21 protein-coding genes are annotated in these 22,379 nt (G+C 73.7%); 7 read left to right on the top strand and 14 right to left on the bottom strand.

The window, feature by feature from the left end:
- Window positions 1-328: 328 nt before the first annotated feature.
- From BN6_RS17370 to BN6_RS17360, 3 genes are all read right to left on the bottom strand, one after another.
- Window positions 329-1,939, bottom strand: coding sequence for a hypothetical protein (locus BN6_RS17370; RefSeq protein ID WP_015100993.1), 1,611 nt, complete (start codon window positions 1,937-1,939; stop codon window positions 329-331).
- Window positions 1,940-2,041: 102 nt separating this feature from the next.
- A complete protein-coding gene (locus BN6_RS46730) occupies window positions 2,042-2,203 on the bottom strand; it encodes a hypothetical protein (protein ID WP_158509398.1) in 162 nt (53 codons plus the stop codon).
- Entirely contained in the window at window positions 2,200-2,808 is a 609-nt protein-coding gene (locus BN6_RS17360) for a DJ-1/PfpI family protein (RefSeq protein WP_015100991.1), read from the bottom strand. The genes BN6_RS46730 and BN6_RS17360 overlap by 4 nt, the downstream gene beginning before the upstream one ends.
- A gap of 180 nt (window positions 2,809-2,988) precedes the next feature.
- Between BN6_RS17360 and BN6_RS17355 the strand changes: the two genes are divergently transcribed.
- Complete coding sequence (locus BN6_RS17355; RefSeq protein ID WP_015100990.1) at window positions 2,989-3,933, top strand: GlxA family transcriptional regulator; 945 nt, start codon at window positions 2,989-2,991, stop codon at window positions 3,931-3,933.
- Between the two features lies 1 nt (window position 3,934).
- Here the strand turns inward: BN6_RS17355 and BN6_RS17350 are convergent, their stop codons facing one another.
- From BN6_RS17350 to BN6_RS17310, 9 genes are all read right to left on the bottom strand, one after another.
- Window positions 3,935-4,738 carry an RNA polymerase sigma factor gene (locus BN6_RS17350; RefSeq protein WP_015100989.1) on the bottom strand — a complete coding sequence of 268 codons (804 nt, stop codon included), beginning with the start codon at window positions 4,736-4,738 and terminating at the stop codon, window positions 3,935-3,937.
- A gap of 114 nt (window positions 4,739-4,852) precedes the next feature.
- Window positions 4,853-5,551: a TetR/AcrR family transcriptional regulator gene (locus BN6_RS17345; protein ID WP_015100988.1), complete on the bottom strand. Its 699-nt coding sequence runs from the start codon at window positions 5,549-5,551 to the stop codon at window positions 4,853-4,855.
- Between the two features lie 112 nt (window positions 5,552-5,663).
- Entirely contained in the window at window positions 5,664-6,551 is an 888-nt protein-coding gene (locus BN6_RS17340; protein WP_269454340.1) for an RNA polymerase subunit sigma-70, read from the bottom strand.
- Window positions 6,552-6,719: 168 nt separating this feature from the next.
- The gene (locus tag BN6_RS17335; RefSeq protein WP_015100986.1) at window positions 6,720-9,734 is read right to left on the bottom strand and encodes an amidohydrolase family protein; all 3,015 of its coding nucleotides are present in this window, start codon (window positions 9,732-9,734) and stop codon (window positions 6,720-6,722) included.
- 63 nt (window positions 9,735-9,797) lie between these two features.
- Entirely contained in the window at window positions 9,798-11,372 is a 1,575-nt protein-coding gene (locus BN6_RS17330) for an outer membrane protein assembly factor BamB family protein (RefSeq protein WP_015100985.1), read from the bottom strand.
- A gap of 101 nt (window positions 11,373-11,473) precedes the next feature.
- Window positions 11,474-12,493, bottom strand: a complete 1,020-nt coding sequence (locus tag BN6_RS17325) for an acetamidase/formamidase family protein (protein WP_015100984.1) — start codon at window positions 12,491-12,493, stop codon at window positions 11,474-11,476.
- Window positions 12,490-13,884 (bottom strand): APC family permease, encoded by a 1,395-nt coding sequence (locus BN6_RS17320; protein ID WP_015100983.1) that lies wholly within the window; start codon window positions 13,882-13,884, stop codon window positions 12,490-12,492. Before BN6_RS17320 ends, BN6_RS17325 begins: the two co-directional genes overlap by 4 nt.
- 155 nt (window positions 13,885-14,039) lie before the next feature.
- On the bottom strand, window positions 14,040-14,513 hold the full coding sequence (locus tag BN6_RS17315; protein WP_015100982.1) for a hypothetical protein: 474 nt from the start codon (window positions 14,511-14,513) through the stop codon (window positions 14,040-14,042).
- Between the two features lie 71 nt (window positions 14,514-14,584).
- Window positions 14,585-15,715 carry a substrate-binding domain-containing protein gene (locus BN6_RS17310; protein WP_041313032.1) on the bottom strand — a complete coding sequence of 377 codons (1,131 nt, stop codon included), beginning with the start codon at window positions 15,713-15,715 and terminating at the stop codon, window positions 14,585-14,587.
- Between the two features lie 46 nt (window positions 15,716-15,761).
- On the opposite strand from BN6_RS17310, the gene BN6_RS17305 reads away from it, so the two are divergent.
- On the top strand, window positions 15,762-16,181 hold the full coding sequence (locus BN6_RS17305; protein WP_041317138.1) for a MarR family winged helix-turn-helix transcriptional regulator: 420 nt from the start codon (window positions 15,762-15,764) through the stop codon (window positions 16,179-16,181).
- A gap of 53 nt (window positions 16,182-16,234) precedes the next feature.
- On the opposite strand, the gene BN6_RS17300 is transcribed toward BN6_RS17305, so the two are convergent.
- Window positions 16,235-16,651 (bottom strand): Hsp20 family protein, encoded by a 417-nt coding sequence (locus tag BN6_RS17300; protein WP_041313030.1) that lies wholly within the window; start codon window positions 16,649-16,651, stop codon window positions 16,235-16,237.
- A gap of 98 nt (window positions 16,652-16,749) precedes the next feature.
- Window positions 16,750-16,890, bottom strand: coding sequence for a hypothetical protein (locus tag BN6_RS46725; protein ID WP_158509397.1), 141 nt, complete (start codon window positions 16,888-16,890; stop codon window positions 16,750-16,752).
- A gap of 113 nt (window positions 16,891-17,003) precedes the next feature.
- Here BN6_RS46725 and BN6_RS17295 point away from each other — a divergent pair, with 113 nt between their 5' ends.
- From BN6_RS17295 to BN6_RS17275, 5 genes are all read left to right on the top strand, one after another.
- A complete protein-coding gene (locus tag BN6_RS17295; RefSeq protein ID WP_015100978.1) occupies window positions 17,004-18,356 on the top strand; it encodes an MFS transporter in 1,353 nt (450 codons plus the stop codon).
- Entirely contained in the window at window positions 18,353-19,753 is a 1,401-nt protein-coding gene (locus tag BN6_RS17290) for a pyridoxal phosphate-dependent decarboxylase family protein (RefSeq protein WP_015100977.1), read from the top strand. Before BN6_RS17295 ends, BN6_RS17290 begins: the two co-directional genes overlap by 4 nt.
- A 76-nt stretch (window positions 19,754-19,829) precedes the next feature.
- Window positions 19,830-20,402, top strand: a complete 573-nt coding sequence (locus BN6_RS17285) for a hypothetical protein (protein ID WP_063641922.1) — start codon at window positions 19,830-19,832, stop codon at window positions 20,400-20,402.
- 55 nt (window positions 20,403-20,457) lie between these two features.
- The gene (locus BN6_RS17280) at window positions 20,458-21,123 is read left to right on the top strand and encodes a TetR family transcriptional regulator (protein WP_015100975.1); all 666 of its coding nucleotides are present in this window, start codon (window positions 20,458-20,460) and stop codon (window positions 21,121-21,123) included.
- A gap of 60 nt (window positions 21,124-21,183) precedes the next feature.
- Window positions 21,184-22,371, top strand: coding sequence for a metallophosphoesterase (locus BN6_RS17275; RefSeq protein ID WP_015100974.1), 1,188 nt, complete (start codon window positions 21,184-21,186; stop codon window positions 22,369-22,371).
- Window positions 22,372-22,379 lie beyond the last annotated feature (8 nt).

Here is a 22,379-nt window from a genome sequence, read left to right as displayed (position 1 = left end):
ACCGCAAAGGTCCCCGAATACCGTTCCGAGCGGCGACCGAGCGGCGGGTTGACAGCGGTCCGGAAATGTGCGGGACCGGACTGCGGCCAGGACCTACCCGGGGTGGGCGATACGAATCCGTACCACCCGACCACCGAGCGTCACCGCGCGTTTTCCGGCCCGACCGGCGGCTGATGACCGGAAGGGAAAACAGCCCACGGCCGATATCTGCCGAATGGCCTCTTGGCCATCAGGTCTTCGTATCCCGGCCGAGCGGGGGCCGGCCCGCCGGCGGCGGACCTGGTACTGATCTTTTATTCCACACTGACACCATCGTGAAGATCAACGGTCAGGCATGGGTGCCGCGGTGCTCGGCGACGGTCCGCGCGGCGACCCGGCGCAGCACTTCGGCGGGGTCCTCCCCCGGCGGCACGCCCAGCGCGTCCGCCGGGCTCGTGGCGACCTCCACGGCGACCACCCCTGATTCGGACAGGTGCGGGTGGACGGCCGAACGTACTGCGGCGTCGTAGGAGCCCAGCAGGTCCACCAGTTCCGCCAGCCGACGCGCCTGGGCTTCGCCGGTCGGTTCCGGCGCCGGCCCGGCGAGGGTCGCCGCCACCCGCGCCCGGTGCTCCTCCACGAGCACGGGCACGGCGGCGAGCACCGTCCGCCGGTCGTCCGCCACCGCGCCGGGCACGTCCCGCCGCAGCGCGCGGACCAGGGCGTCGCGCCGGTCGCGGAGGTCGTCGGTCAGCGGCCGGACCGGCGGGGCGAAGGTCGGCAGGCAGTGGCCCACCGCCGTGAAGCCGGCGGGCGCGGTGGCGCGCAGCCGGTCGACCGCGTCGAGCAGGTAGGCGCGGAAGCCGGCCGTCGCGGCGGTCCACTCCACCTCGTCCGTCACGCCGTGGTGGGCGGCGAGCGCGGCCAGCACGCCGTCGGCCGCCGCCGGGCCGAGCGGTTGGGCCGCCAAGGCGCGGGTGAACGCGTCGAAGTCGCGCTCGCGGTGCCGCGCGGGCGATTCGCGGGGCAGCCGGCCCTGGTCGGCGATCCACCGCCACGCTTGGCGGGCGGCGGTGAACACCGGAAGCGTGAACAGTTTCCCGTTGTCCGCACGCCACTCGCGCACGTCGGCGTCGTCGTCCCGGCCGAACGCGGCCCGCGCCGCCGTGAGCGCCGCCGCGCCGTCCGGGGTGAGCAGCCGGCGCAGCGCGGTGTCCTCGGTGAGCCGGCCGAGCACGCGGCACAGCGCCCGGCGGTCGTCGGACCCGGACAGGTCCCGTGCGGCGGCGGCCATCCGCTCCCCCGCCGCTTCGACGGCGTCCAGTTCCCGCAGGCGGTCCCGGCACGCGTACAGCGCGGTCGTCAGCGCCCACGGCAGACCCGCCCGGTCCGCCAGGACCGCGTCCAAGTCGAGCGGTGCCGCACCCAGCGATTCGAGCCGTTGTAACGACTCCCGCTCGGCACGCACCCGCGCGGATCGTTCGCGCGCCGCCCACAGCGAGCCCGACAGCTCCGCCACCAGCCGGTGAATCTCGCGCTCCACGGCCGTCCACCGGGCCACCAGCCCAACGTTGGCCCGGTGGAACTCCTCCATCCAGCCCGTGAGCACCCGGTGCACGTCGGCGGCGGAACGCTCCCGGAAGGGCAGCACGTGCACGCCGGCCTCGGCGACCACCACCAGGCACGGGAGGTGGTCGGAAAGGCCCAGCCGCCGGGCCAGTTCCGGCCCGGCCACCGATTCCGCGGCCGGCCGACCGGCGAAGAACGCGATTCGGACCGGCCCCGCCGAGCGCGCGGTGAGCTCGTCGCCGTAGCGCTCCGGGAATTTCCGGCCCACCGCGGAGTCGTCACCGAGCACGAGCGCGCTCCACCCGAACCGGTCGGTGATGGACCGGGCGTTCTCGTCCAGCCGCAACGCGCGCCGGTGCGCCACTTCCGCGCCGGGAGCGGGGAAAACCATTGGCAGACCTTGGCAATCGCGGCCAGCGGCTGTCAAGCGATCACGCCCCGGTGGTGGACCCCGGCCGGACGATCAGCACCAGCACCCCGGCCGCGACCGCGGTCAACCCCGGATCCGGTGCAGCGTGCGCACCGGGCCGAGGTCGTGGTCGGGTGCGGCGAAGGCGCGGCGCGCGGTGGCCGGGAACGCGCTCGCCGCGACCGTCACCGGCCCGATGGCGACGATGGCGGCGAGCACGTGCAGCGAGAGCAGGAGCTTGGTCACGCGCCCACCCGGTCGGCCGCGCGCCACACCGTGCCCCGGCGCTCGTACTCGAACAGGTCCTCCACGACCAGTGCCGCCGCCGGGTCGATCTCCCGTTCCAGCAGGTACAGCCCCAGGTCCAGGCCGGAGGTCACGCCGGCCGCGGTGACCAGGTCGCCGTCGTCGACGACCCGGGCCCGGACCGGCGTCGCGCCCGCCCGTGCCAGCGTGTCCAGGCCGAGGTGGTGGGTGGTGGCCGGGCGGCCGGTGATCAGGCCGGCCAGTGCGAGCAGCACCGACCCGCCGCACACGGCGGCCGTGGTGACGCCCGGCCGGGCCAGGGACTCCCCGAGCAGCGCGGGCAGCCCGGTGTCCAGCGCGCGGCCCAGCACCGCCGTGACGACCTCGGCCGGCCCGGTCGCCCCCGGCACGACCACCAGGTCCGCGCGGCGCGGGTCCAGCGGCCCGGTGGCGCGCAGGGTCAGGGGTCCCAGCCCGCTCGGCACCTCGCGGGCGCCCTCGGCGGAAACGAGTTCCGCAGTCATACCGCCGGCGGCCAGCACCGCGTACGGCGCGGTCACGTCCAGCGGGTCGAACCCGTCGAACAACACGATCTGCGCGAGCATCGCCGGATCAGTCCTCCCTCGGTTGACGGCGACACCGACGCTAACGACGGCTCCGAACGTCCGGAACTGGCTGGACTGCCACATCCCACCTGATTCTCGCCAACGCCTCTACCTGCACAAACATCCAGACAGCCAGGTCAAAGACTTGGCGTGGAACGGCGGCCAAACTACGTTGTCGCCATGCACACGGTGGCGGTCCTCGCGCTCGACAAGGTCGTCCCGTTCGACCTGTCGACGCCGATCGAGGTGTTCACCAGAACCCGCCTGCCCGACGGCCGCCCCGCCTACCGCCTGCGGGTCTGCGGCGTGACGCCGACCGTGGACGCGGGCGCGTTCGCCGTGCAGGCACCGTGGGGGCTGGAGGCCCTCGCGGACGCCGACACGATCATCCTGCCGGGCACCGCCGACCCCACCGCGCCGGTGCCGCCGGCCGTGCTCGACGCGCTGCTCGCTGCCGCCGCGCGCAACGCCAGGATCGCGTCCATCTGCTCCGGGGCGTTCGTCCTCGCGGCCACCGGCCTGCTCGACGGGCTGCGCGCCACCACCCACTGGGCGGGCGCGGACCTGCTCGCCGCCCGGTACCCGGCGGTCGAGGTGGACCCCGACGTGCTCTACGTCGACAACGGCCGCTTCCTCACCTCGGCGGGCGCGGCGGCCGGGCTCGACCTGTGCCTGCACCTGATCCGGCGCGACTACGGCTCGGCGGTGGCCGCCGACGCCGCCCGGCTGTCGGTGATGCCGCTGGAGCGCGAGGGCGGCCAGGCCCAGTTCATCGTGCACGACCCGCCGCCGGTGCCGCGCGGTTCGGCGCTGGAGCCGCTGCTGGTCTGGATGCGGGAGAACGCGGCCCGCGACCTCACCCTGGCCGACCTGGCGCGCCGGGCCGGCACCAGCACCCGGACGCTCAACCGCCGGTTCCGCGAGCAGACCGGCGACACGCCGGTGCAGTGGCTGCTGCGGGCCCGGGTCCGGCAGGCCCAGCACCTGCTGGAGAACACCGACCACCCGGTGGACCTGATCGGCGCGCGGGCCGGGTTCGGCTCACCCACGGCGTTCCGCGACCGGTTCCGCCGGGTCGTGGGCACCAGCCCGAACGCCTACCGGGCGGCGTTCCGGGCCGGCTGACCTACCCGGTGGTCAGCAACCCCGGCGGCGGTTCCGCGCCCCGCATGGTGTTCAGCGACGACAGCTCGTCGGCCAGCCCGCGACAGCCCCCGCACCTGCCCAGGTGTTCGTCCACGATGGACCTGCGCCGGGGGCGCAGCGCCCGGCGGGCCCAGGTGCCCAGCTCACCCACCACGTGCGCGCAGCCCGGTGGCAGCGGCCGCCGGGTGACGTGGGCGTCGAGGTAGGCGGCCCGCAGCGCCTCGCGGGCGCGGTGGGCGCGCGAGGACACCGCGTTGGGCGAGATGTCCAGCAGCGGCGCGGCGCCGGCCGGCGACAGGCCCAGCACCTCGGTGTAGAGCAGGACCTCGCGGGCGGACGGGGACAGCCGGTCGAACGCGCGCAGCGCGAAGCTGCGTTCCAGCGCTCCTTCGACGGCGCGCTCGTGGTACGGCTGCGGGTCGACGCGCGTGTGCGCCGCCTCGTCGGCCGCCGGGTCGCCGGTCAGCCGCTCCTGCGCCTCGCGGCGCTTGCGGGCCAGCGCGGTGCGGGTGATCGTGGTCAGCAGGTAGGCCCGGAACGACCGGGTCGGCCCGCCGCCCACCAGCAAGACCTCCAGCACCCGCAGGAAGCCCTCCGACACGACCTCGTCGGCCTCGGCCGGGCAGCGGGGCACCAGGTGCCGGGCCCGCGCGCGGGCGACCGCGAGGTGCCGTTCGTAGAGGGGGCTGAAGGCGGACACGGTGCCGGCCCGCACCAACGCCATCAGCCGGTCGTCGTTCGCCGCCGAGTAGTGCCCTCGCGCGACAACTCCCGATGTGGTCACGAGTCAGCCTCGCAAGTGAGCGGTACACCAAAGTAAGGGTTACATGAACGTACCAGCAAGGATGCGCAGAGTGCCAATCCGAGTGCTCAGAGTGAGCACTGCTCGGTGTCCGGGCTACTCCGGGATCGTCAGCGGCGGCAGCGGCAGGTCGGGGTCCAGTTCCAGCCCGGCGGCGCGCAGCACGTCGTCCAGCACGCCCCAGGCCCAGTCCGACAACCGCTCGACCAGTTCGGCGCGGTCCAGTTCGCCGGGCTCGACCGACCACCGGGCGGTGGTCGCCTCGACCATGCCGACCAGCCCGAACGACAGCGGGTCGGCCAGCCGGGCGTCCAGGCCGAGCAGCGCCAGGTAGCCGCCGATCACCTTGCCCAGCAGGCCGCTGATCCGGGCCCGGATGTCGACCGCCCACAGCCGCCGGTCCGGGTCCGCTTCCACCGAGCGGGACACGACGTAGTGGTAGAGCGAGACGTTCTCGGTCATCCACACCACGAACGTCCGCACGATCCGGGTGATGATCTCGCGCGCGCTGCCGCTCGGCCCGGTCAGCACCGGCACCATCTCGGCGATGATCAGCTCCGAGATCCGCCGGCCGACCGCGCCGTAGACGTCGTCGGCGTCGTCGAAGTGGCGGTAGAGCCGGGGGCGGGAGATCCCGGCGCGCTCGGCGATCCGCTCGGTGGACACCCAGGGACCGTGCTCGCCGATGGCCGCCAGCGCCGCCGTCACGACCTCGGCGCGCCGCTTCTCGCGTTGACCCGCCCACCGGGCGGCCCGCCCGTCCACGGGTTTGCCCTGTCCGCCACCGTCCGCCACGGCACTACAGCGTAATGACCGCGCAACCCGAACAAACCGCCGTGACCGCCACCCGCGCGAACGGCCACCGACACCCGCGCGAACGGGAACCCGCCAGCCGGAAAGGCCCGGCTCAGGGCAGTACCGGCGGCAGTCCGAACGACGCGAAATGACGGACGTCGAGAAACGCGTGCACCGTTCGGATACCCGTGTCGGCGAGCGTGAGCACTTGCAGAAAAGCCGCGCGGCGGCACCCGTCGCCATCCGGCGCGTAGGTCGCGAACGCCGGTTGGCCGTTGGCCGCGACCGGTACCAGCCGGGCCTGGCCGGGTCGCACCGGGCAGTGGTGCCGCAGGTGGTGCACGATGTCGTCCCGGCCGCGGTACCAGGCGTCCAGCGGTGGCATCTCCCAGGAGGCGTCGACGGTGAGCACGGCGACGATCGCGGCCACGTCCGCGCGCTCCCACGCCGCCACGTACTCCGCCGGCCGGCGGTTCGCCGCAGCGGGCTCGACCACCTCGTCCCGGCGCGGCGCGACCCGGTCGAGTTGGCCCCGGGCGCGCTGCAACAGGCTGTTCACCGCGGCGGTGCTGGTGTCGAGCATCCGCGCCACGTCGACGGCGGGCCACTGCAGGACTTCGCGCAGCACCAGCACCGCGCGCTGGCGCGGCGACAGGTGCTGCAACGCGGCGACGAACGTCAGTCGGACCGATTCCCTCGTGGTGACAACGGTGCGCGGGTCCACGCCGACCAGCGCGTCGGGCACCGGTTCGAGCCACGGCAGGTCGACCCCGGCCACCTCGGCGGACGGGTCGGCGGCCGGACCCAGCCCCGTCGGCAGCGGGCGGCGGGCCCGGCCCTCCACCGCGTCGAGGCACACGCCGGTCGCGATCCGGTACAGCCAGGCGCGCACCGAGGCCCGGCGCTCGAAGTCGCCGTACGCCCGCCGCGCCCGCAGGAACACCTCCTGCACCAGGTCTTCCACTGAAAGCCGATCAGGCCGATGAGCACCCCCGGTCACCGGTCGATCCGGGCGAACCGCGCGGAAAGGACAGCGATGATCATCCGCGCACCAGACGACCACCCTGCGGCCGGCTCGGCGCTCATGCCGTGCACCCCCTCCCACGGCCACCGCGCCGTTGACGCCGCCGCCCGTGCGGGCGACCGTGTCAACGGCGCAGGTGCTCGGCTACTCGGCGCGCGTGGCCAAGCCGGTGAACGGCGCCAGCAGTTCGTCCACAGTGGACAGCCGCCCGTTCTTCATCACCATCCGCACGTCGGCCAGCTTCGCCAGGTCGCGCGAGGCGTCGCCGCCGGTGAACACCAGGTCGGCCAGCTTGCCCTCCTCGACGCTGCCCAGGTCCCGCTCGACGCCGAGCTGCCGCGCGGACAGCAGGGTCGCGCTCTGCAGCACCGCGAACGGGTCGACACCGTACTTGCCCATCGCCCGCAGGTTCAGGTGCAGGCTGACCGCCATGGTGTCCAGCGGCGCGTCGGTGCCCGCGAGCACCGTCCCGCCGGCGGCCAGCAGCCGCTTGACCACGCCGACCTCGCGACGGGCCTGCTCGGCGTTGCCGTCGAGGAACCCGCACGGCCCGAGCCCCTGCGCGCACAGCACCTTCGCGTGCAGGGTCTGCCGCTCCTGCGGGGTGTACAGGGCGCGGATCCTCGGGTCGTTTTCCATCCCCGGGTCGTCGGCGAGCATCGAGCCGGAGCTGAACAGCGTGGTGCTGAACGGCATCCCCCCGCGCGCCGCCAACTGCACGACGTCGTCGTACACGCCGCCGGCCGACGCGTCGCGGGCGAACGCGAAGCCCCACTTGGTCGGCCCGGCGAGGTGCTCCTTCATGTCCACGCCGTGCGCGATGCCCGGGTACAGGTAGTGCGAGGTGATCGGCACGCCCAGCCCGTGCGCCCGGTCCGCGACCCGGGCCTGCCAGTCGAACGGGAACCGCTCGTAGGTCTTGACCAGGTCGTAGTCCAGTTCGCGGACCCGCGAGAGCTCCAGGCCGAGCTGCCGTTCGCTGCGCACCGGCCGGGCGAACTCCCAGCCGACGCGCGAGCCTTCGAGCATCTCGCCGGTCATGAAGAACCGGGGGCCGGTGCGCGCGCCGGCGTCGAGCGCCTCGCGGTCCTCCACCGCCCGGTACACCGGGTCTCCGGTCGACCGGGTGGTGGTGATGCCGTAGGACAGCAGCAGCCGGCCCAGCCGGTCACCCACGTACTTGGCCCGCATCTCCTGGTGGACGTGCATGTCGACCAGGCCCGGCGTGACGGTCAGCGCGCTCGCGTCGACGTACCGCCAGCCCGCCAGGGGCCGGTCCGGCCGGTGCGGCTCGATGCTCCGGATCCGGTTGTCCACCACGATGATGTCCACGTCGGTGCGCGGCACGGCGTTCTTGCCGTCCCACAACCGCCCGGCCCGGACGACCACCCGGCTGTCGGGCTTGTCGCGGGTGTAGGTGAGCCCGACCGGCACGTCGGTGGGGTGCCCGCCGGTGGCCGTCGTCTTCTTCAACCGGCCGTTGTTCAGGTACAGCAGGGTGTTCCCGGGTCCCCACGTCGGCGCGTCGCTCGCCTCGCCGGTGACCTGGCGGGCCGGGCCGGTGGGCGTGCCGGACGGGTCGACCGGCAGCACGTGGATGGTGCTGTCCATCGAGAACGCCAGCGCCCGGCCGTCCGGCGACCAGACCGGGCCGTCGTCGCCGCGGGTGGACAGCGACGCGAACGGCCCCGGCTCGACGGTCCGGGTGGTGCCGGTGGCCAGGTCGGCGAGCAGGATCTGGTTGCGGTCGGCCGCCGACACGGCCAGCGCGAGGGTCCTGCCGTCGGGCGACCAGCTCGGCCGGCCGGGCGCGTTCAACGGCCCGAGCACCCGGGTGCCCGCCCCGGAGGCGAGGTCGAGGGTCAGGGTCTGGGCGTTCTGGTCCTGGAACGCCAGCGCCTTGCCGTCCGGCGACCAGGCGGGCGCGACCTCCGCGCCGGGCGACGACGTCAGCCGCTGTTCCCGGCGGGTGGCGACGTCCAGCGCGTACAGGTCGATGCTGCCGGCCTTGTCCGAGGCGTAGGCGATCCGGGTGCCGTCCCGCGACCACGCGGGGTCGGACTCGTGGAACCCGTCGCGGGTGAGCTGCTCCGGCCGACCGCCGACCGGCAGCAGCCACAGGTCGTTGAGCGCCTTGAACACCACGGACCCGCCGTCCGGGGACAGCGCCGGTCCGGCGATGCCGCGCACCGGCTTGGGCCGCCTGCTGTCGAAGTCGTGGGCCTTGCGCTCGTAGCGGTCGCGCTTGAGCTGGAAGGTCGCGCTGAACGGGATCTCGCGGGACGCCCCGGTGCTCACCCTGGTGACCGCGATGTGGCCGTTCGCGCCGTAGACGAGTTCGTCGGCGTCACGCCAGCGCGGCGGGAACGGGAACACGTCGCGGTAGTCGCCGACCTGGCGGACCACGCCTGCCTCCGAGACCTGGAGCGTCCGGCCGCCCTGTCCCCCGCGCAGGAACGCGAGGCGCTTGCCGTCCGGCGACCACGAGGGCGCGCCGACGAACCCCGGCCCGGCGGGCACGACCGTGCGCACGGCCCCGGTCGCCAGGTCGACGCTTTCCACCGCATTGCCCTGCACGTAGGCGATCGAACGCCCGTCCGGGTGCCAGGTCGGGTGGGTCTCGGCGGTGGCCGCCGAGGTGATCCGCCGGACCGCGCCGGACCGCACGTCCACGGTCCAGATGTCCTCGCCGCCCTGCCGGTCGGAGGTGAACGCGATCTGCCTGCCGTCCGGCGACCACGCCGGGTACAGGTCGTCGTGCTCGCCGCGGGTGATCGTGCGGGCGTCGGTGCCGTCCGGTGCGACGGTCCGGATGTGGAACATGCCCGCCACGAACGACTGGAGCGCGATCCGGCTCCCGTCCGGGGAGAACGACGGCCAGTACGGGTCGAGGAAGTCCGCGCCGATCGCAGTGGCGGTGCCGCCCTGCGGCGGCAGCGAGAACAGCTGCCCCTGGAGGTCCACGACGAGCGAGCCGTCACGCGGCGACACGGCCACCGCGAGGTTCGTGCCCTCGCTGACGGTCACCGGGACGGTCCGGGGGCGAGGTGCGGCGTTGGTGGCGGAGGTGGTCGCGGAGGTGGCGGAGGTGGTCGCAGTGGTGGCGAGCAGGCAGGCCAGCGCCACGACGCCGAGACGTCGGCGGTGCGCAGTACGCATGTCAGAAACTCCTTGCGCGGTCGCGCTCCCCGCGCCGGGGCTCCGGCGCGGGGGGCGGCGAGGTCAGAGTCCGAACGCGAGCAGGACGTTGCCGTGATCACTCGGGTACGAGGGCCAGTAGCCGGACTGCACGTAGAGCATCCCGTCGGCGACCACCGCGCCGCCGTTGCCGGAGATCGCGCTGCCGCGCCCGGTCAGGCCGTTGACGCCGGCGAAGTCGCGGATCGTGTCGAACTCCCACCGCACCTTGCCGGTGGTCGAGTCGTAGATCCGCATCTTGCCGTCGACGCTGCCCTCGTAGACCAGGCCGGGACTGGTGGTGACGGCCGGGGTGTGCGAGCGCTGGCACACCTGCGGGAACTGGGCCGCGCCGCCGGTGGTGCAGCCGTTCTCCGGGTTGGGCGTCTGCCAGACGATGTCGCCGTTGCCCGGGTCGAGCGCGAACACCGTGCCGGGGTTGCCCCAGTTCGTCGCCATGTACAGCCGCTTGCCGTCGAAGCTGCTACCCCACTGGATGCCGCTCAGGCCGCCGCCGGGCATCGGCTTGGACAGCTGCCGCCGCCACTGCACCGACCCGTTGCGCGCGTCGAACACGTGGAAGACACCGCTCTTCTGGCCGACGCCGACGAACGTGCGCCCGCCGTGCCGGAACAGGGTGGGCGTCGCGCCGATGTCGTAGTCCAGCGCGGTGCCGTCCTTCTGCCCCGGGCAGTAGCCCTCGTTGTCCGGCAAGCCGCACAGCAGCCGCCAGGTGTCGGCCTGGGTGACCTTCTGCTTCCACTTGGCCGCGCCGGTGCGGGCGTCGAGCGCCAGCAGGGTGTCGAAGTCGCCGGTGGTGCCGGAGTAGAGGTTGCCGGTGCCGACGTAGAGGGTGTTGGTGCGCTCGTCGACGACCGGCGAGCTCCACACGCCCGCGCCGGACGGCTCGTAGCGGGTCGCGCCGCTGGGCCACGTGCCGACCGCCTGCGGTTCCGGCGTGGTGAAGTAGCGCCAGACCAGGTCGCCGGTCTCGGCGTCGATCGAGTCGACGTGGCCGCGGAAGGTGCAGCACGGGTAGTTGCGGTCGGGGTTGATGTTCTCGCCGCTGGACGCGCCGACGTAGATCCGGCCGTCGTGGTAGAGCGGGGAGCTGGTGTGCATCCCGGCGACGTGCGGTTCGGTGTCCTTGGACCACGCGAGCCGCCCGGTCCGCTGGTCCAGCGCGTACAACCGCCCGCCGTTGTCGCCGAAGTACACCTTGCCGCGGGCCACGGTCGGCCCGTCGATCACCACGCTCCCCGCGCCCACCGTCGAGAGGTCGAAGGTCCACCGGTTCGCACCGGTCTTCGCGTCCAGTGCGTGGAATTTGCCGTCAGGACTGCCGAAGTAGATCCCGCCGTTCACCACGGCGGGCTGGCTTTTCGCCGGGAACCCGTTCTTCGGATAAGCGAACGCCCACTTGAGCTCCAGTTTACCGGCACTCCACGGCCCGATCCGGCGCTCCGCCGCGGCGAACCGCGAACCGGACTTGTCACCGGTCCAGCCCGGCCAGTCGCCGGGCCGGTGGCCGGGGGTTTCACCGCCGGCGGAGGCCGCGCCGCCGATGAGCAGCGCGACCACGCCGACCACTGCCGTGATGCGATGTTTGACTGTGACCACAGGCCCGTCCACTCCTCTAGGTGGGCGGCCTGGCACCCAAGGTAGCGGGTGCCCGTGGCTTTCTCTTGCGCCAAACCAACTAATTCGCGAAACGAGACGAGCTAACCCCGTTCGGACAAGTAGCGAGCCGCTGTGGCACGCAACCGGGAATGCACCCCGTCAAATACCACAGCACCCGAAAGAATGTCCTTGGGCAGTTTCGCCAACATCGTGTAGTTCGTGTCCACGACGTTGCCGGCGGGTGCCAACCCGGCCTGGCTGACCAATTGGTACGCGTCCAGCGATTCCAGGCCGAGCAGCTCGCCGGTCCACCCGACGAGGTCGTGCTGGCTGATCCGGAAGGCGTCCTCCAGCGGCCGGGCCGAGCCGGTGGACATCAGGTGGGTGTCGCTCTCCAGCCGGGGCCACGGCGTGCTCGCGCCCTTGATCAGGTCGACCACCACGACGGTGGACATGGCGGCCTCCACGGCGGTGCCGCAGACCTCGCCCTCGCCCTGCCGGCAGTGGCCGTCGCCGATCGAGATCAGCGCGCCGGGCACGTTCACGCCGAAGTAGGCGGTGGTGCCGGTGCGCATCTCCGGGGTGTCCATGTTCCCGCCGTGCGCGCCGGGCGTGATGCTCATGACCACCTCGCCGGCGGCGGGCGCGACGCCGACCGTGCCGTGCATCGGGTCCAGCGGCAGTTCCACCCGGAAGTCGCTCGACCGCGCGTTGAACCGGACCACGCCGCGCTCGACGTCCACGTCGTACAGCCAGACGCGTTCGGGCAGGGCGTCGTGCAGCATGGCCGTGGTGTGCGTCGCGGTGAGCGCGCCGAAGTGCGGGAACGTCGTGGACACCGCCCAGTCGCGGGTGGGCCGGATCTCCACGAAGTGCACCGCGACCGTGTCGCCGGGCTCCGCGCCCTCGACGGCGATCGGCCCGGTCACCGGGTTGAGGTAGGGGAACCGGCAGACCTGGCTGGGCAGGTCGGCCACCCCGCGCACCGCGCCGCCGAAGCAGTCCTCGGTGCTCAGCTCCACCACGGTGCCCGGCTTGACGGTCAGCAGCGGCGCGCGCCCGCCGAACGCGTACCCCAGGTCGGTTCGTTCCGGGTGCAGCCCGACGACCTCGATGCTCACTTGCCCTCCTCCTCGTCGCCGGCGATGCCGGCCAGCTCCGGCTTGCGGCCCGCGGCCAGCAGGCCGACCAGGATCACCGCGCCGATGCCGAGCCAGACGAACCCGACGGTCTGCGCGGCCACCTTCGCGTTGATCACCACGTAGGCCAGGATGCCGAACCCGATGACGGGTGCGATCAGGTGCTTCCACCAGTCCCGGCTGCGCCGCCGGATCACGTAGTGCGCGACCACGGACACGTGCAGCACCAGGAACGCGGTCATCGCGCCGAAGTTGACCAGCGAGCTGAGCAGCGTGATGCCGTCCTCGCGGGACTGCATGTACAGGCCCAGCAGCAGGGACACGCCGGCCACCAGCAGCGTGGCGTTGACCGGGATGCGCCGGGTGGGGTGGATCTTGGCCAGGAACTTCGGCAGCTGCCGGTCGCGGGCCATCGCGAACAGCAGCCGGGACGTGGCGGCCTGCGCGACCAGCGAGTTGGCGAAGCCCCAGGACACGGCGGTCGCCGCGGCGGTCAGGACGGCCAGCCAGCCGCCGCCCGCCGAGCGGGCCGCGTCGTAGAACGCGGTGCCGCCCGCGTCGCCGTTGGCGATCAGCCCGTCCGGGTCCTCGACCAGCAGCGAGGCCACCCAGGTCTGGGTGATGAACAGCAGGCCGGTGACGACCAGCGCGGCCACCATGGAGCGGCCGATGGCGCGGGCCGAGTCGCGGTTCTCCTCGGCGAGGGTGGAGATGCCGTCGAAGCCCAGGAAGCTGAGCACCGCGATGGAGACCGCGCCGAAGACCAGCGGCCAGGAGAACGTGGCGCTGTTGAACAGCGGGTCGAAGCTGAAGCCGCGGCCCTTGCCCTGGGTCAGCGCGACGACGCCGACCACCAGGAAGATCGCCAGGATGATCAGCTGGGCGACCAGCATGACCCGGTTGACCTTGGCGGTCATCTCGATGCCGAGGTAGTTGACCGCGGTGTTGAGCAACACGAACGCGATCAGCCACAGCCACACCGGGACGGCGGGCACCAGCGAGTTCATCGCCACGCCCGCGATCAGGTAGAGCAGGCCGGGCACCAGGACGTAGTCGAGCAGGATCATCCAGCCGGCCAGGAAGCCGACCGGGGCGCCGATGCCGCGCCCGGCGTAGGTGTAGACCGAGCCCGCGATCGGGAACGCCTTGGACATCTGGGCGTAGGAGCCGGCGGTGAACAGCATGGCGAGCATGCCGATGGCGTAGGCCAGCGCGACCATGCCGCCGGAGCCCTGGAACACGCTGCCGAAGATGCCGAACGGCGCGATCGGCACCATGAAGATCAACCCGTAGACCAACAGGTCCTTGAACCCCAGGGACCGCCGCAGTTCCTGCGTGTAGCCGTACCGTTCGAGGCCCTGATCCTGCGCCATGCGTCCTCCTGCCGTGCGGTGGTCCGGCGAGCCTAGACACGTTCCTTCCATTTGGAAAGATTCCGTCTGGAAGGAGTTTTCCCGGTCGTGGCCCACCCGACCACATCCGGTCGCCCGCCGGTCACGTCCGGTCGGCTGGTCCGGTGTCGCCCGGCTCAGTCCACGATCAGGTACACCCGGAGGGTGGTGTCGATCAGGACCGGGATCTCCGCGCCGGCCCGGTACCTGGGGTCGTGGCTGTGCAGGGTCACCTCGAACGCGTGCCCACCGGGAACGGCGACCGACAGGACCGCTTTGGTGATCTCCTGCTCCCCGTCGTCGTGCGGACCGGCCTCGACCACCCGCGCGACGGCCGGGCGACCGGTACTGGTCAACCTCGACACCAGGCGCGCGGTCCGGGCGGTGGCGAACACCAGCCCCACCCCGGCGACGCCCAGGAAGGTCATCCCACCGAAGACCAGGGCGTACAGCCACCACGACAGTGGCGGGTCCTCGTCCAGCGCCATCTTGATGACGACCGGTGCCGACGCCGCCAGCACCACGCCGATCAGGTACATGGACCGGCCGCCGGCCTTCTCCGGCCGCACCAGCCGGTACTCACGGCCCACCAGTCGATCGTCACGCCCCATCCCGGCAGGCTAGCGGTGCGCCGCCGGCCGCCGGGCCGGGTCACGGGCGGGCCGGTAGCGGGCGGGCCGGGTCACGGGCCGGTCGGGCGCAGCGGGGCGATCACGGTCAGGTCCAGGCCGTCCGCGCGGGCCAGGAAACCGCCCAGGCGGGGTGGCCCGGACGGCGCGCCCGCCCACGCGCCCCGGTCCGCCGACGCCAGCAGCGCGGCCGTGCCCGCCTGCGCGTCACGCGCGGTCAGCACGTCGGCGCGGGCCAGCGCGGCGGCCAGGTGCACGCCGTCGTAACACCCTTCGGCGTACGCGTCGAGCACCGGGGCACGGCCGCCGAACAGCGCGCGGTGCCGTTCGGCCAGCGCCACGCGGCGCTCGTCGCCCTGCCCGGCGAACGACCGCATCGCCGCGTACAGCTCGCCCGTGTCGTCGCCACCGGCCGCGAGCAGGCCGTTCTCCTCCAGCGAACCGGACAGCCGGACCACCCGCCCGGCCAGCGGCGAGGCGGTGAACACCCGGTTGAACAGCGCCAGGTCCCGTCCCACCAGGCTGAGCAGCACCGCGTCCGCGCGCACCCGGGCCAGCGCGGCGACGATCTCCTCCGCGTCGATCCCCGGACCGGGGAACGGGGTCAGCCGGGTCGCCACCACCTGCGCGCCCAGCCCGCGCACGATCCCCGCCGCCGCCCGGTGCACCGCGCGCGGCCAGATGTAGTCGCTGCCCACCAGCGCCCAGCGGCGCAGCCGGTGGCGGGCCACCAGCCACCGCACCGCAGGCGCGAGTTGGCGGCTCGGCGAATCGCCGAGCAGCACCACGCCGGGTCGCCGCGCGCCGCCCTCGTGCGGCGGGGTGAAGACGTACGGCACGCGCCCGCCCAGCGCGTCCTCCAAGGCGCGGTGCACGTCGCTGGTGTGGAACCCGACGAACGCGTCCACCACCCCGACCAGCCCGGACGCCTCGCGCGCCACCTCGCCCGGCAGCCGGCCCGCGTCGACCAGCACCAACTGCACCTGCCGGCCCGCGACGCCGCCGGCCGCGTTCAGCTCGGTCGCCGCCAGCGACGCGGCGAGCAGCCCGGACGGCCCGGTCAGCCCGAGCGCGCCGGACAGCGGCAGCAGCAGCCCGATCCGCAGCGCGCCGGCGTCCGGACCGGCCACCACCACCTCCAGCCGGTCGCGCAGCACCGCGCGCACGACCGCCGAGGACTCCACGGCAGTCAGTATGCTCGCCGACGAGGCCCCCGGCGAAAGGCTCGTCATGCCTGATCAGCAGCACACCCGCCGCGCGGACCTGGTCGACCTGCTCACCCGCACGCAGCGCGCGTTCGTCCGCGACCTCGGCGCGGTGCTGGAGGAGGAAGGCACGACCGTCGACCAGTGGCGGGTGCTGCGCGCGCTGGCCGCCGAGGAGCGGTCGATGGGCGAACTGGCCGCGGCGCTGGAGATCCCGCACCCCACGCTGACCCGGATCGTGGACGGCCTGGTCGACTCGGCGTTCCTGTACCGCTCGCAGTCCGGCGAGGATCGCCGCAAGGTCTCGGTGCACGTCTCGGAGCTGGGGCTGGCCAAGCTGGACCGGTTGGAGGCGCTGGCCGTCGCGCACGAGCGGGCGCTGGCCGACCGGCTCGGCCCGGACGCCGTCGACGGGCTCGCGGACCTGCTGCGCGACCTGCTCTGACCCGTCCCCGGGAGGAGCCGGCGGAGGTGCTTCCGCGAGCGGATCACCGGGGGTCACGCACCGGGGACGGCGACCTCGCCGGCCGGGGCTCGGACCACCAGCACCCCGTCCAGCAGCCACGCCTCGACGCGGTCCACGTCGACCGGGGGCAGGGTGGCGCAGTAGAGGTACCCGCGACCGCTGCGGACGGTGATGCCGACCCGGGACCTGGGCACCGGCACGCCGTCCGCCGGCAGGTCGTGGTCGTGCACCTCCACGGCCACGTCGTGCGGGCACGCGCCGGGGATGACGGTGGTGAGCAGGTAGGCGTGCGCGGTGACGACGACGTCCACCGACGACGGGCAGGTGTCGTCGGTGGACACGTCCCAGGGACGGCCGAGCGTGCGGCCGACGCGTTCCCACCACAGGTCCATGTCGCGCAGCGGGCCCGCCTGGGCCGGTACGCCCCGACGGACGGTCAGCCGCTCCACGACGCCACCTCCCGGCCGGTGCGGGGCACGTCCAGGCACGGGTACCCGCCCGGCGGCCGGCCCACGCCCGGCCGAACGGGTGAAATCCGCGAGACCGCTCAGTCGGCCTCGGACCGGGCTTCGGGGTCCTCCAGGACGGGCAGCGGGGCGGTGGCCGCCTCGGCCGCCGCTTGCGCGTCCTCCACCAGTTCCGGACCGCCCCACTGGCGGTCCGCCGAGCCCATGCTGTGCTTGCCCATCCGGGTGCTCCCCTCGAAGTCCGCGCATCTGGTACCCACCGCGCGGGCGGTTCACACCTGCCGTGGAATCGGTGCCGGCCATCGCCGCCGAGAAATGCGAAGATTCTTTTCCCATGTCCCAGCTCACCACCGGGGTCCGCGCCGGGTACGCGACGGGCTCCTTCGTCACCGGGGCGTTCGGCACCGTGCCCGGACTGCTCCTGCTGCCCTACCTGACCGACAGCCTGGCCGTGCCCGCCGCCGTCGCCGGGCTGCTGGTGCTCGCGCCCAAGGCGTGGGACGTGCTGTTCAACCCGGTCGCGGGTCGGATCAGCGACCGGGCGGGCGTGCGCCGCCCGTTCCTGCTGCGCGGCGGGATCGCGGTGGCGGTGCTGTTCGCGCTGCTGTTCGCCGGGCCGTTCACGGGCGCGGCCGCCGCCGTGTACGTCGCGCTGGTGTTCCTGCTGTGCGCGACGGCCTACGCGTTCTTCCAGGTGCCTTACGTCGCGATGGCGGCCGAGATCACCGAGGACTACGACGAGCGCACCCGGCTGATGGCGTGGCGGATGGCGTTCCTGGCGTTGGCCATCCTGGTCAGCGGCGCGGGCGCGCCCGCCGTGCGGGACCTCGCGGGCGGCTACTGGGCGGTGGGCGTCGCCGTCGGCGCGCTGATCCTGGTGGGCACGCTGGCGACCGTCGCCGGGACGCGCGGCGTGCCGGTGTCCCGGCGGGTGTCCTCGACCGCCACGCCCCGCGAACTGCTGGCCGCGGTGCGCGGGTCGCGGCCGTTCCGGCTGCTGCTGATCGTGTTCGTGGTGCAGGCCGTCGGGCTGGGCACGATGTTGGCGGGCGTGGACTACTTCGCCCGGCTCGTGCTCGGCGACGGGGGCCTGCAGACCCTGCTGTTCGTCGGGTTCGTCGGCCCCGCGCTGGTGGTGATGCCGCTGTGGCAGCGGGTCGGCCGGCGGCACGGCAAGCGGGTGGGGCTGGTCGCGGCGTCGCTGCTGTTCGCGGCGGCGGTGGCCGGGCTGGGGCTGTCCCGGGCGCTGCCGGTCGCCGCGGTGCTCGCGCTGATGGCCGTGGTCGGTGTCGGGTACGCCGGGATGCAGGTGTTCCCGCTGGCCATGCTGCCGGACGTGATCACCGCGCAGGAACGCCGGGACGGGACCGCCCGCGCCGGCCTGTTCGCCGGTGTCTGGACCGCCGGCGAGACGCTCGGCCTCGCCCTCGGCCCCGGCGTGTACGGCCTGGTGCTCGCGCTGGGCGGCTACGTGGCGAGCACCGACGGCGCGGTCACCCAGTCGTCCGGCGCGGTGCTGGCCGCGCTGCTGGGGTTCACCGCCATACCGGCCGTGCTCGCGGTGGTCGCCCTGCCGCTGCTGCCCCCCGAAGCCACCCCGTCAGCCACCACGTCAGCCACCACGTCAGCCACCACGTCAGCGCCTGCCGGAACGCCACCGGAACCCGACCACGAGGAGACCGCATGACCGCGCCCGACGACGTGCTGGCCGAACTGCGCGCGCTGCGCGCCGGCGACCTGCCGACGCACGGCGGACGCACCCTGGCCTACGTCTACGACAGCGCGGTGCCCGGTCTGGACGACCTGGCCGCCCGAGCGCACGCCCTCGCGTCCTCGGTCAACGGCCTCGACCCGACCGCGTTCCCGAGCCTGCTGCGGCTGGAGAACGACGTGGTGGCCACCGCCGCCCGGCTGCTCGGCGGAACGGCCGCGACGGTCGGCACCGTCACCTCCGGCGGCACCGAGTCGTGCCTGCTCGCGGTGCTGGCCGCGCGCGAGTCCCGGCCGGGGGTCGCGGCCCCGTCGATGGTGCTGCCCGAGACGGCGCACGCCGCGTTCCACAAGGCCGCGCACTACTTCGGCGTGCGGGTGGTCGCGGTACCGGTGGACCCGAAGACCTTCCGCGCCGACCCCGACGCGATGGCCGCCGCGATCACCGACGACACCGTGCTGGTCGTGGTCAGCGCGCCGTCGTACGCGCACGGCGTGGTCGACCCGGTCGAGCCGATCGCCGCCGCCGCACGGGAGCGCGGCGCCCGGTGCCACGTCGACGCGTGCATCGGCGGCTGGATCCTGCCGCACGCCGACGTCGAGCCGTTCGACTTCTCCGTGCCGGGCGTCACGAGCATCTCGGTAGACCTGCACAAGTACGCCTACTGCCCCAAGGGCACATCGGTCCTGCTGCACGCGGACGCCGCGCTGAGGCGCGCGCAGTACTTCGCCAGTGCCGACTGGCCCGGCTACACGATGCTCAACTCCACCACCCAGTCCACCCGGTCCGGCGGCCCGCTCGCCGCCGCGTGGGCGGTCCTGCGGCACATCGGGGACGACGGTTACCGCGACCTCGCGCGGCGGGCGCTGGCCAGTGCCCGGCTGATCCGCGACGGCGTCGACGGGATCGCCGGCCTGCGGGTGCTCGGCGCGCCCGAGTCGACCCTGATCGCGGTGACCGCGACCGGCGAGGACTTCGACGTGTTCACCGTCGCCGACGAGATGCGCGCCCGGAACTGGTACGTCCAGCCCCAGTTCGCCCACCGCTCGTCACCGGCGAACCTGCACCTGACGGTGACCGCCGCGAACGCCGGCAACGAGGACGAACTGCTGGCCGACCTGCGCGACTCGGTGGCGGCGGCGGTCGCCGCCGGGCCGGTCGCGGTCGCGCCCGAGGTGGTCGCCGCGATCGGCGCGCTGGACCCGGACTCGTTGACGCCGCAGGAGTTCGCCGGGCTGCTCGCGGCGGCCGGGCTGGGCGGCGGGGGCGTGCTGCCCGAGCGGATGGCGACGGTCAACGCGCTGCTGGCCGCCGCGCCGCCGGCGTTGCGCGAACGGATCCTGGTGGAGTTCCTGGGCGTCCTGTACTCCTGACATCCACTGTGGACCGCAGACCGGACCCTCGACAACGGACTTGCGCCGGGTCGCGGCCGGTTGCGAGGGTGTCGCCATGGCGCAGTGGCGGGTGTTGTTGTTGGGCGGGGCGTCGGGCAGCGGCAAGAGCGCGCTGTCCTACCCCGTGGCGCGGGCGCGCGGTGCCGCGCTCGTGGAGGTGGACGACCTGGTGGTCGCGTTGCAGAGCATCACCACCGCCGAGCAGCAGCCCGCGCTGCACCACTGGCTGACCCGCTCCGACGCCGGGATGTCGGCGGAGGAGGTCACCGCGGCCCAGGTGGCGTTGGCGCGGGCGATCGAGCCGGCGCTGGCGGCCGTGATCACCAACCACCTGAAGACCGACCTGCCGCTCGTGCTCGAAGGCGACTACCTGCTGCCCGCCTTCTGCGCCCGGTGGACCGGCGGTGCCGTGCGGCCGGTGTTCGTGCACGAGCCGGACGCCGGGCAGCTCGAACGCAACTACGCGAGCCGTGAGCCGGCCGCGGGCGTGCAGCGCAAGCGGGCGGCGGACAGCGCGCACTACGGCGACCGGCTCGCCGCCGAGGCCGCCGGGCTCGGCCTGCCGGTGCTCGCCGCCCGGCCGTGGGCCGACGCCCTGGACCGGCTGGCGCGGGCCGTCGGCGACTGAACCCCGACCCATCACGGCCGGAACAACAGACCGGCGGTCCGTTAGAGTGGGGTCCGTGGAGTTCCGGCGGGCCAGGAGCGCGGAGCAGGTCGAGGTCCGGCGGGCCTCGATCCTGGCCGCCGCCGAGGCGCTGCTCGCCGAGCACCCGCTGGCCGGGATCAGCCTGCGCGAGCTGAGCTGCCGGGTGGGCCTGGCCAAGTCGAACGTGCTGCGCTACTTCGACAGCCGCGAGGCGGTCTTCCTCGAAGTCCTCGACCGGCGCTGGTCGGCGTGGCTGGACGAGGCCGAACCGCTGGTCCGCGGCACCCGGCCGGAGCCCGTGCCGTACGGGCGGGCGATCGCCGCGGCGACCGCGCTGGCCGGCTCGCTGCCCCGGCACCCGCTGCTGTGCGAGCTGGTGGCGAACGCGGCGGGCGTGCTGGAGCGCAACGTCGGGCCGGCGGCGGCGCTGGCGTTCAAGAGCCGGGCGGACGCGCACACCTCCCGGCTGGCCGAGCTGGTCCGGGGCGAGCTGCCGCAGCTCGACGACGCCGCCGCCCGGCACTTCGCCGGCGCGGTCCTGGCCCTCACGGCCGGCCTGTGGCCGCACGCGCACCCGACCGGGGCGGTGGCGGCGGCCGGCGCCGAGCTCGGCCACCCGCCGCCCGCCGAGGCGTTCGCGGCGGCGCTGACCGAGAGCCTGGTCAACCAGCTCATCGGCCTGGTCGTCCGGGCGAGTTGACCCGCGTACGCTGGAGAGACCACCGGTCTTTAACAGCCCCGACCCGCGACGGAGACATCCATGGCCGAGCACTCCCCGACCACGACCGACGCGCCGGCCCGGCCGGGGGCGACCCGGCGGCGGGTGGTGTTCGGGCTGGTCCTGTTCGTCGTGACGAGCCTGCTGTTCTGGGTGCCGTACTTCGGGTTGTTCGCGCCGGGTGCCGAGTGGCCGACGCCGGTGGTGGTGGTCGGCACAGCGGTGTTCGCACTGGGCTACCTCGCCTTCCCGGTGCTGCTGATCCGCTCGCTGGGCAGCCGGCACTCCGACCGCGCCGCCCGGATCGGCTTGCCGCTGCTGGGTGTCGCGTGGATCGCGTTCTCCTGGACCCTGATCACCGACGTGCTGCGGCTCGTGCTCGCCGTCGCGGGCGTGGAGAACCCGTTCCGGGCGCGGTTCATCGCCGTGCTGCTCGCGGTGATCGTGGTGGGGCTGGCCGGGTACGGCCACCACGTGGCGATGCGGGTGCCCAAGGTGCGGCGGGCGGAGGTCGTGCTGCGCCGGCTGGACCCGGCGTTCGACGGGCTCACCGTCGCCGTGCTGGCCGACACCCACTACGGGCCGATCGACCGCACGAAGTGGTCGCAGGGCTTGGTGGCGGCGGTGAACGAGCTCGACGCGGACGTCGTGGTGCACGTGGGCGACATCGCCGACGGCACGGTCGAGCAGCGGCGCGGCCAGTCCACCCCGCTGGGCGGAGTCCGTGCGGGGCACCGGTTCTACGTCTCGGGCAACCACGAGTACCTGAGCAACGCCCAGGCGTGGATGGAACACATGGACGAGCTCGGCTGGACCAGCCTGCACAACCGGCACCGGGTGCTGGAGCGCGAGGGCGCGCGGCTGGTGTTCGCGGGCATCGACGACATCACCGCCGTGCACTCCGGCGAGGAGGGCCACGCCGCCGACCTCGACGCGGCGCTGGCCGGTGTCGGCGCGGACGACCCGGTGGTGCTCCTGGCGCACCAGCCCAGTGAGGTCCGCACGGCGGCGGCTGCCGGTGTCGACCTGCAACTGTCCGGGCACACGCACGGCGGCCAGATCTGGCCGTTCCACCTCCTGGTCCGCCTCCAGCAGCCGGTGCTGCAGGGTCTGAGCGACCACGGCACCCGGACCAGGCTGTGGACCAGCCGGGGAGCGGGTTTCTGGGGTCCGCCGTTCCGCGTGTTCGCGCCCAACGAGATCTCGCTGCTGACCCTCCGGTCGCGCTGACACCACCC

Origin of the sequence: Saccharothrix espanaensis DSM 44229 (genome assembly GCF_000328705.1) — a bacterium.
In the GTDB taxonomy this organism is placed as follows: domain Bacteria; phylum Actinomycetota; class Actinomycetes; order Mycobacteriales; family Pseudonocardiaceae; genus Actinosynnema; species Actinosynnema espanaense.
The sequence above is the reverse complement of the archived record's forward strand: the minus strand, read 5'-3'. Positions and strand labels throughout refer to the sequence as shown.

What these genes read in the sequence shown, in the direction of transcription:
- BN6_RS17275 (WP_015100974.1), top strand. Translation starts at nt 21,184, where the DNA reads ATGGCCGAGCACTCCCCGACCACGACCGACGCGCCGGCCCGGCCGGGG.
- BN6_RS17335 (WP_015100986.1), bottom strand. Translation starts at nt 9,734, where the DNA reads ATGCGTACTGCGCACCGCCGACGTCTCGGCGTCGTGGCGCTGGCCTGC.
- BN6_RS17315 (WP_015100982.1), bottom strand. Translation starts at nt 14,513, where the DNA reads ATGGGGCGTGACGATCGACTGGTGGGCCGTGAGTACCGGCTGGTGCGG.
- BN6_RS17295 (WP_015100978.1), top strand. Translation starts at nt 17,004, where the DNA reads ATGTCCCAGCTCACCACCGGGGTCCGCGCCGGGTACGCGACGGGCTCC.
- BN6_RS17360 (WP_015100991.1), bottom strand. Translation starts at nt 2,808, where the DNA reads ATGCTCGCGCAGATCGTGTTGTTCGACGGGTTCGACCCGCTGGACGTG.
- BN6_RS17305 (WP_041317138.1), top strand. Translation starts at nt 15,762, where the DNA reads ATGCCTGATCAGCAGCACACCCGCCGCGCGGACCTGGTCGACCTGCTC.
- BN6_RS17320 (WP_015100983.1), bottom strand. Translation starts at nt 13,884, where the DNA reads ATGGCGCAGGATCAGGGCCTCGAACGGTACGGCTACACGCAGGAACTG.
- BN6_RS17290 (WP_015100977.1), top strand. Translation starts at nt 18,353, where the DNA reads ATGACCGCGCCCGACGACGTGCTGGCCGAACTGCGCGCGCTGCGCGCC.
- BN6_RS17285 (WP_063641922.1), top strand. Translation starts at nt 19,830, where the DNA reads ATGGCGCAGTGGCGGGTGTTGTTGTTGGGCGGGGCGTCGGGCAGCGGC.
- BN6_RS17370 (WP_015100993.1), bottom strand. Translation starts at nt 1,939, where the DNA reads ATGGTTTTCCCCGCTCCCGGCGCGGAAGTGGCGCACCGGCGCGCGTTG.
- BN6_RS17355 (WP_015100990.1), top strand. Translation starts at nt 2,989, where the DNA reads ATGCACACGGTGGCGGTCCTCGCGCTCGACAAGGTCGTCCCGTTCGAC.
- BN6_RS46725 (WP_158509397.1), bottom strand. Translation starts at nt 16,890, where the DNA reads ATGGGCAAGCACAGCATGGGCTCGGCGGACCGCCAGTGGGGCGGTCCG.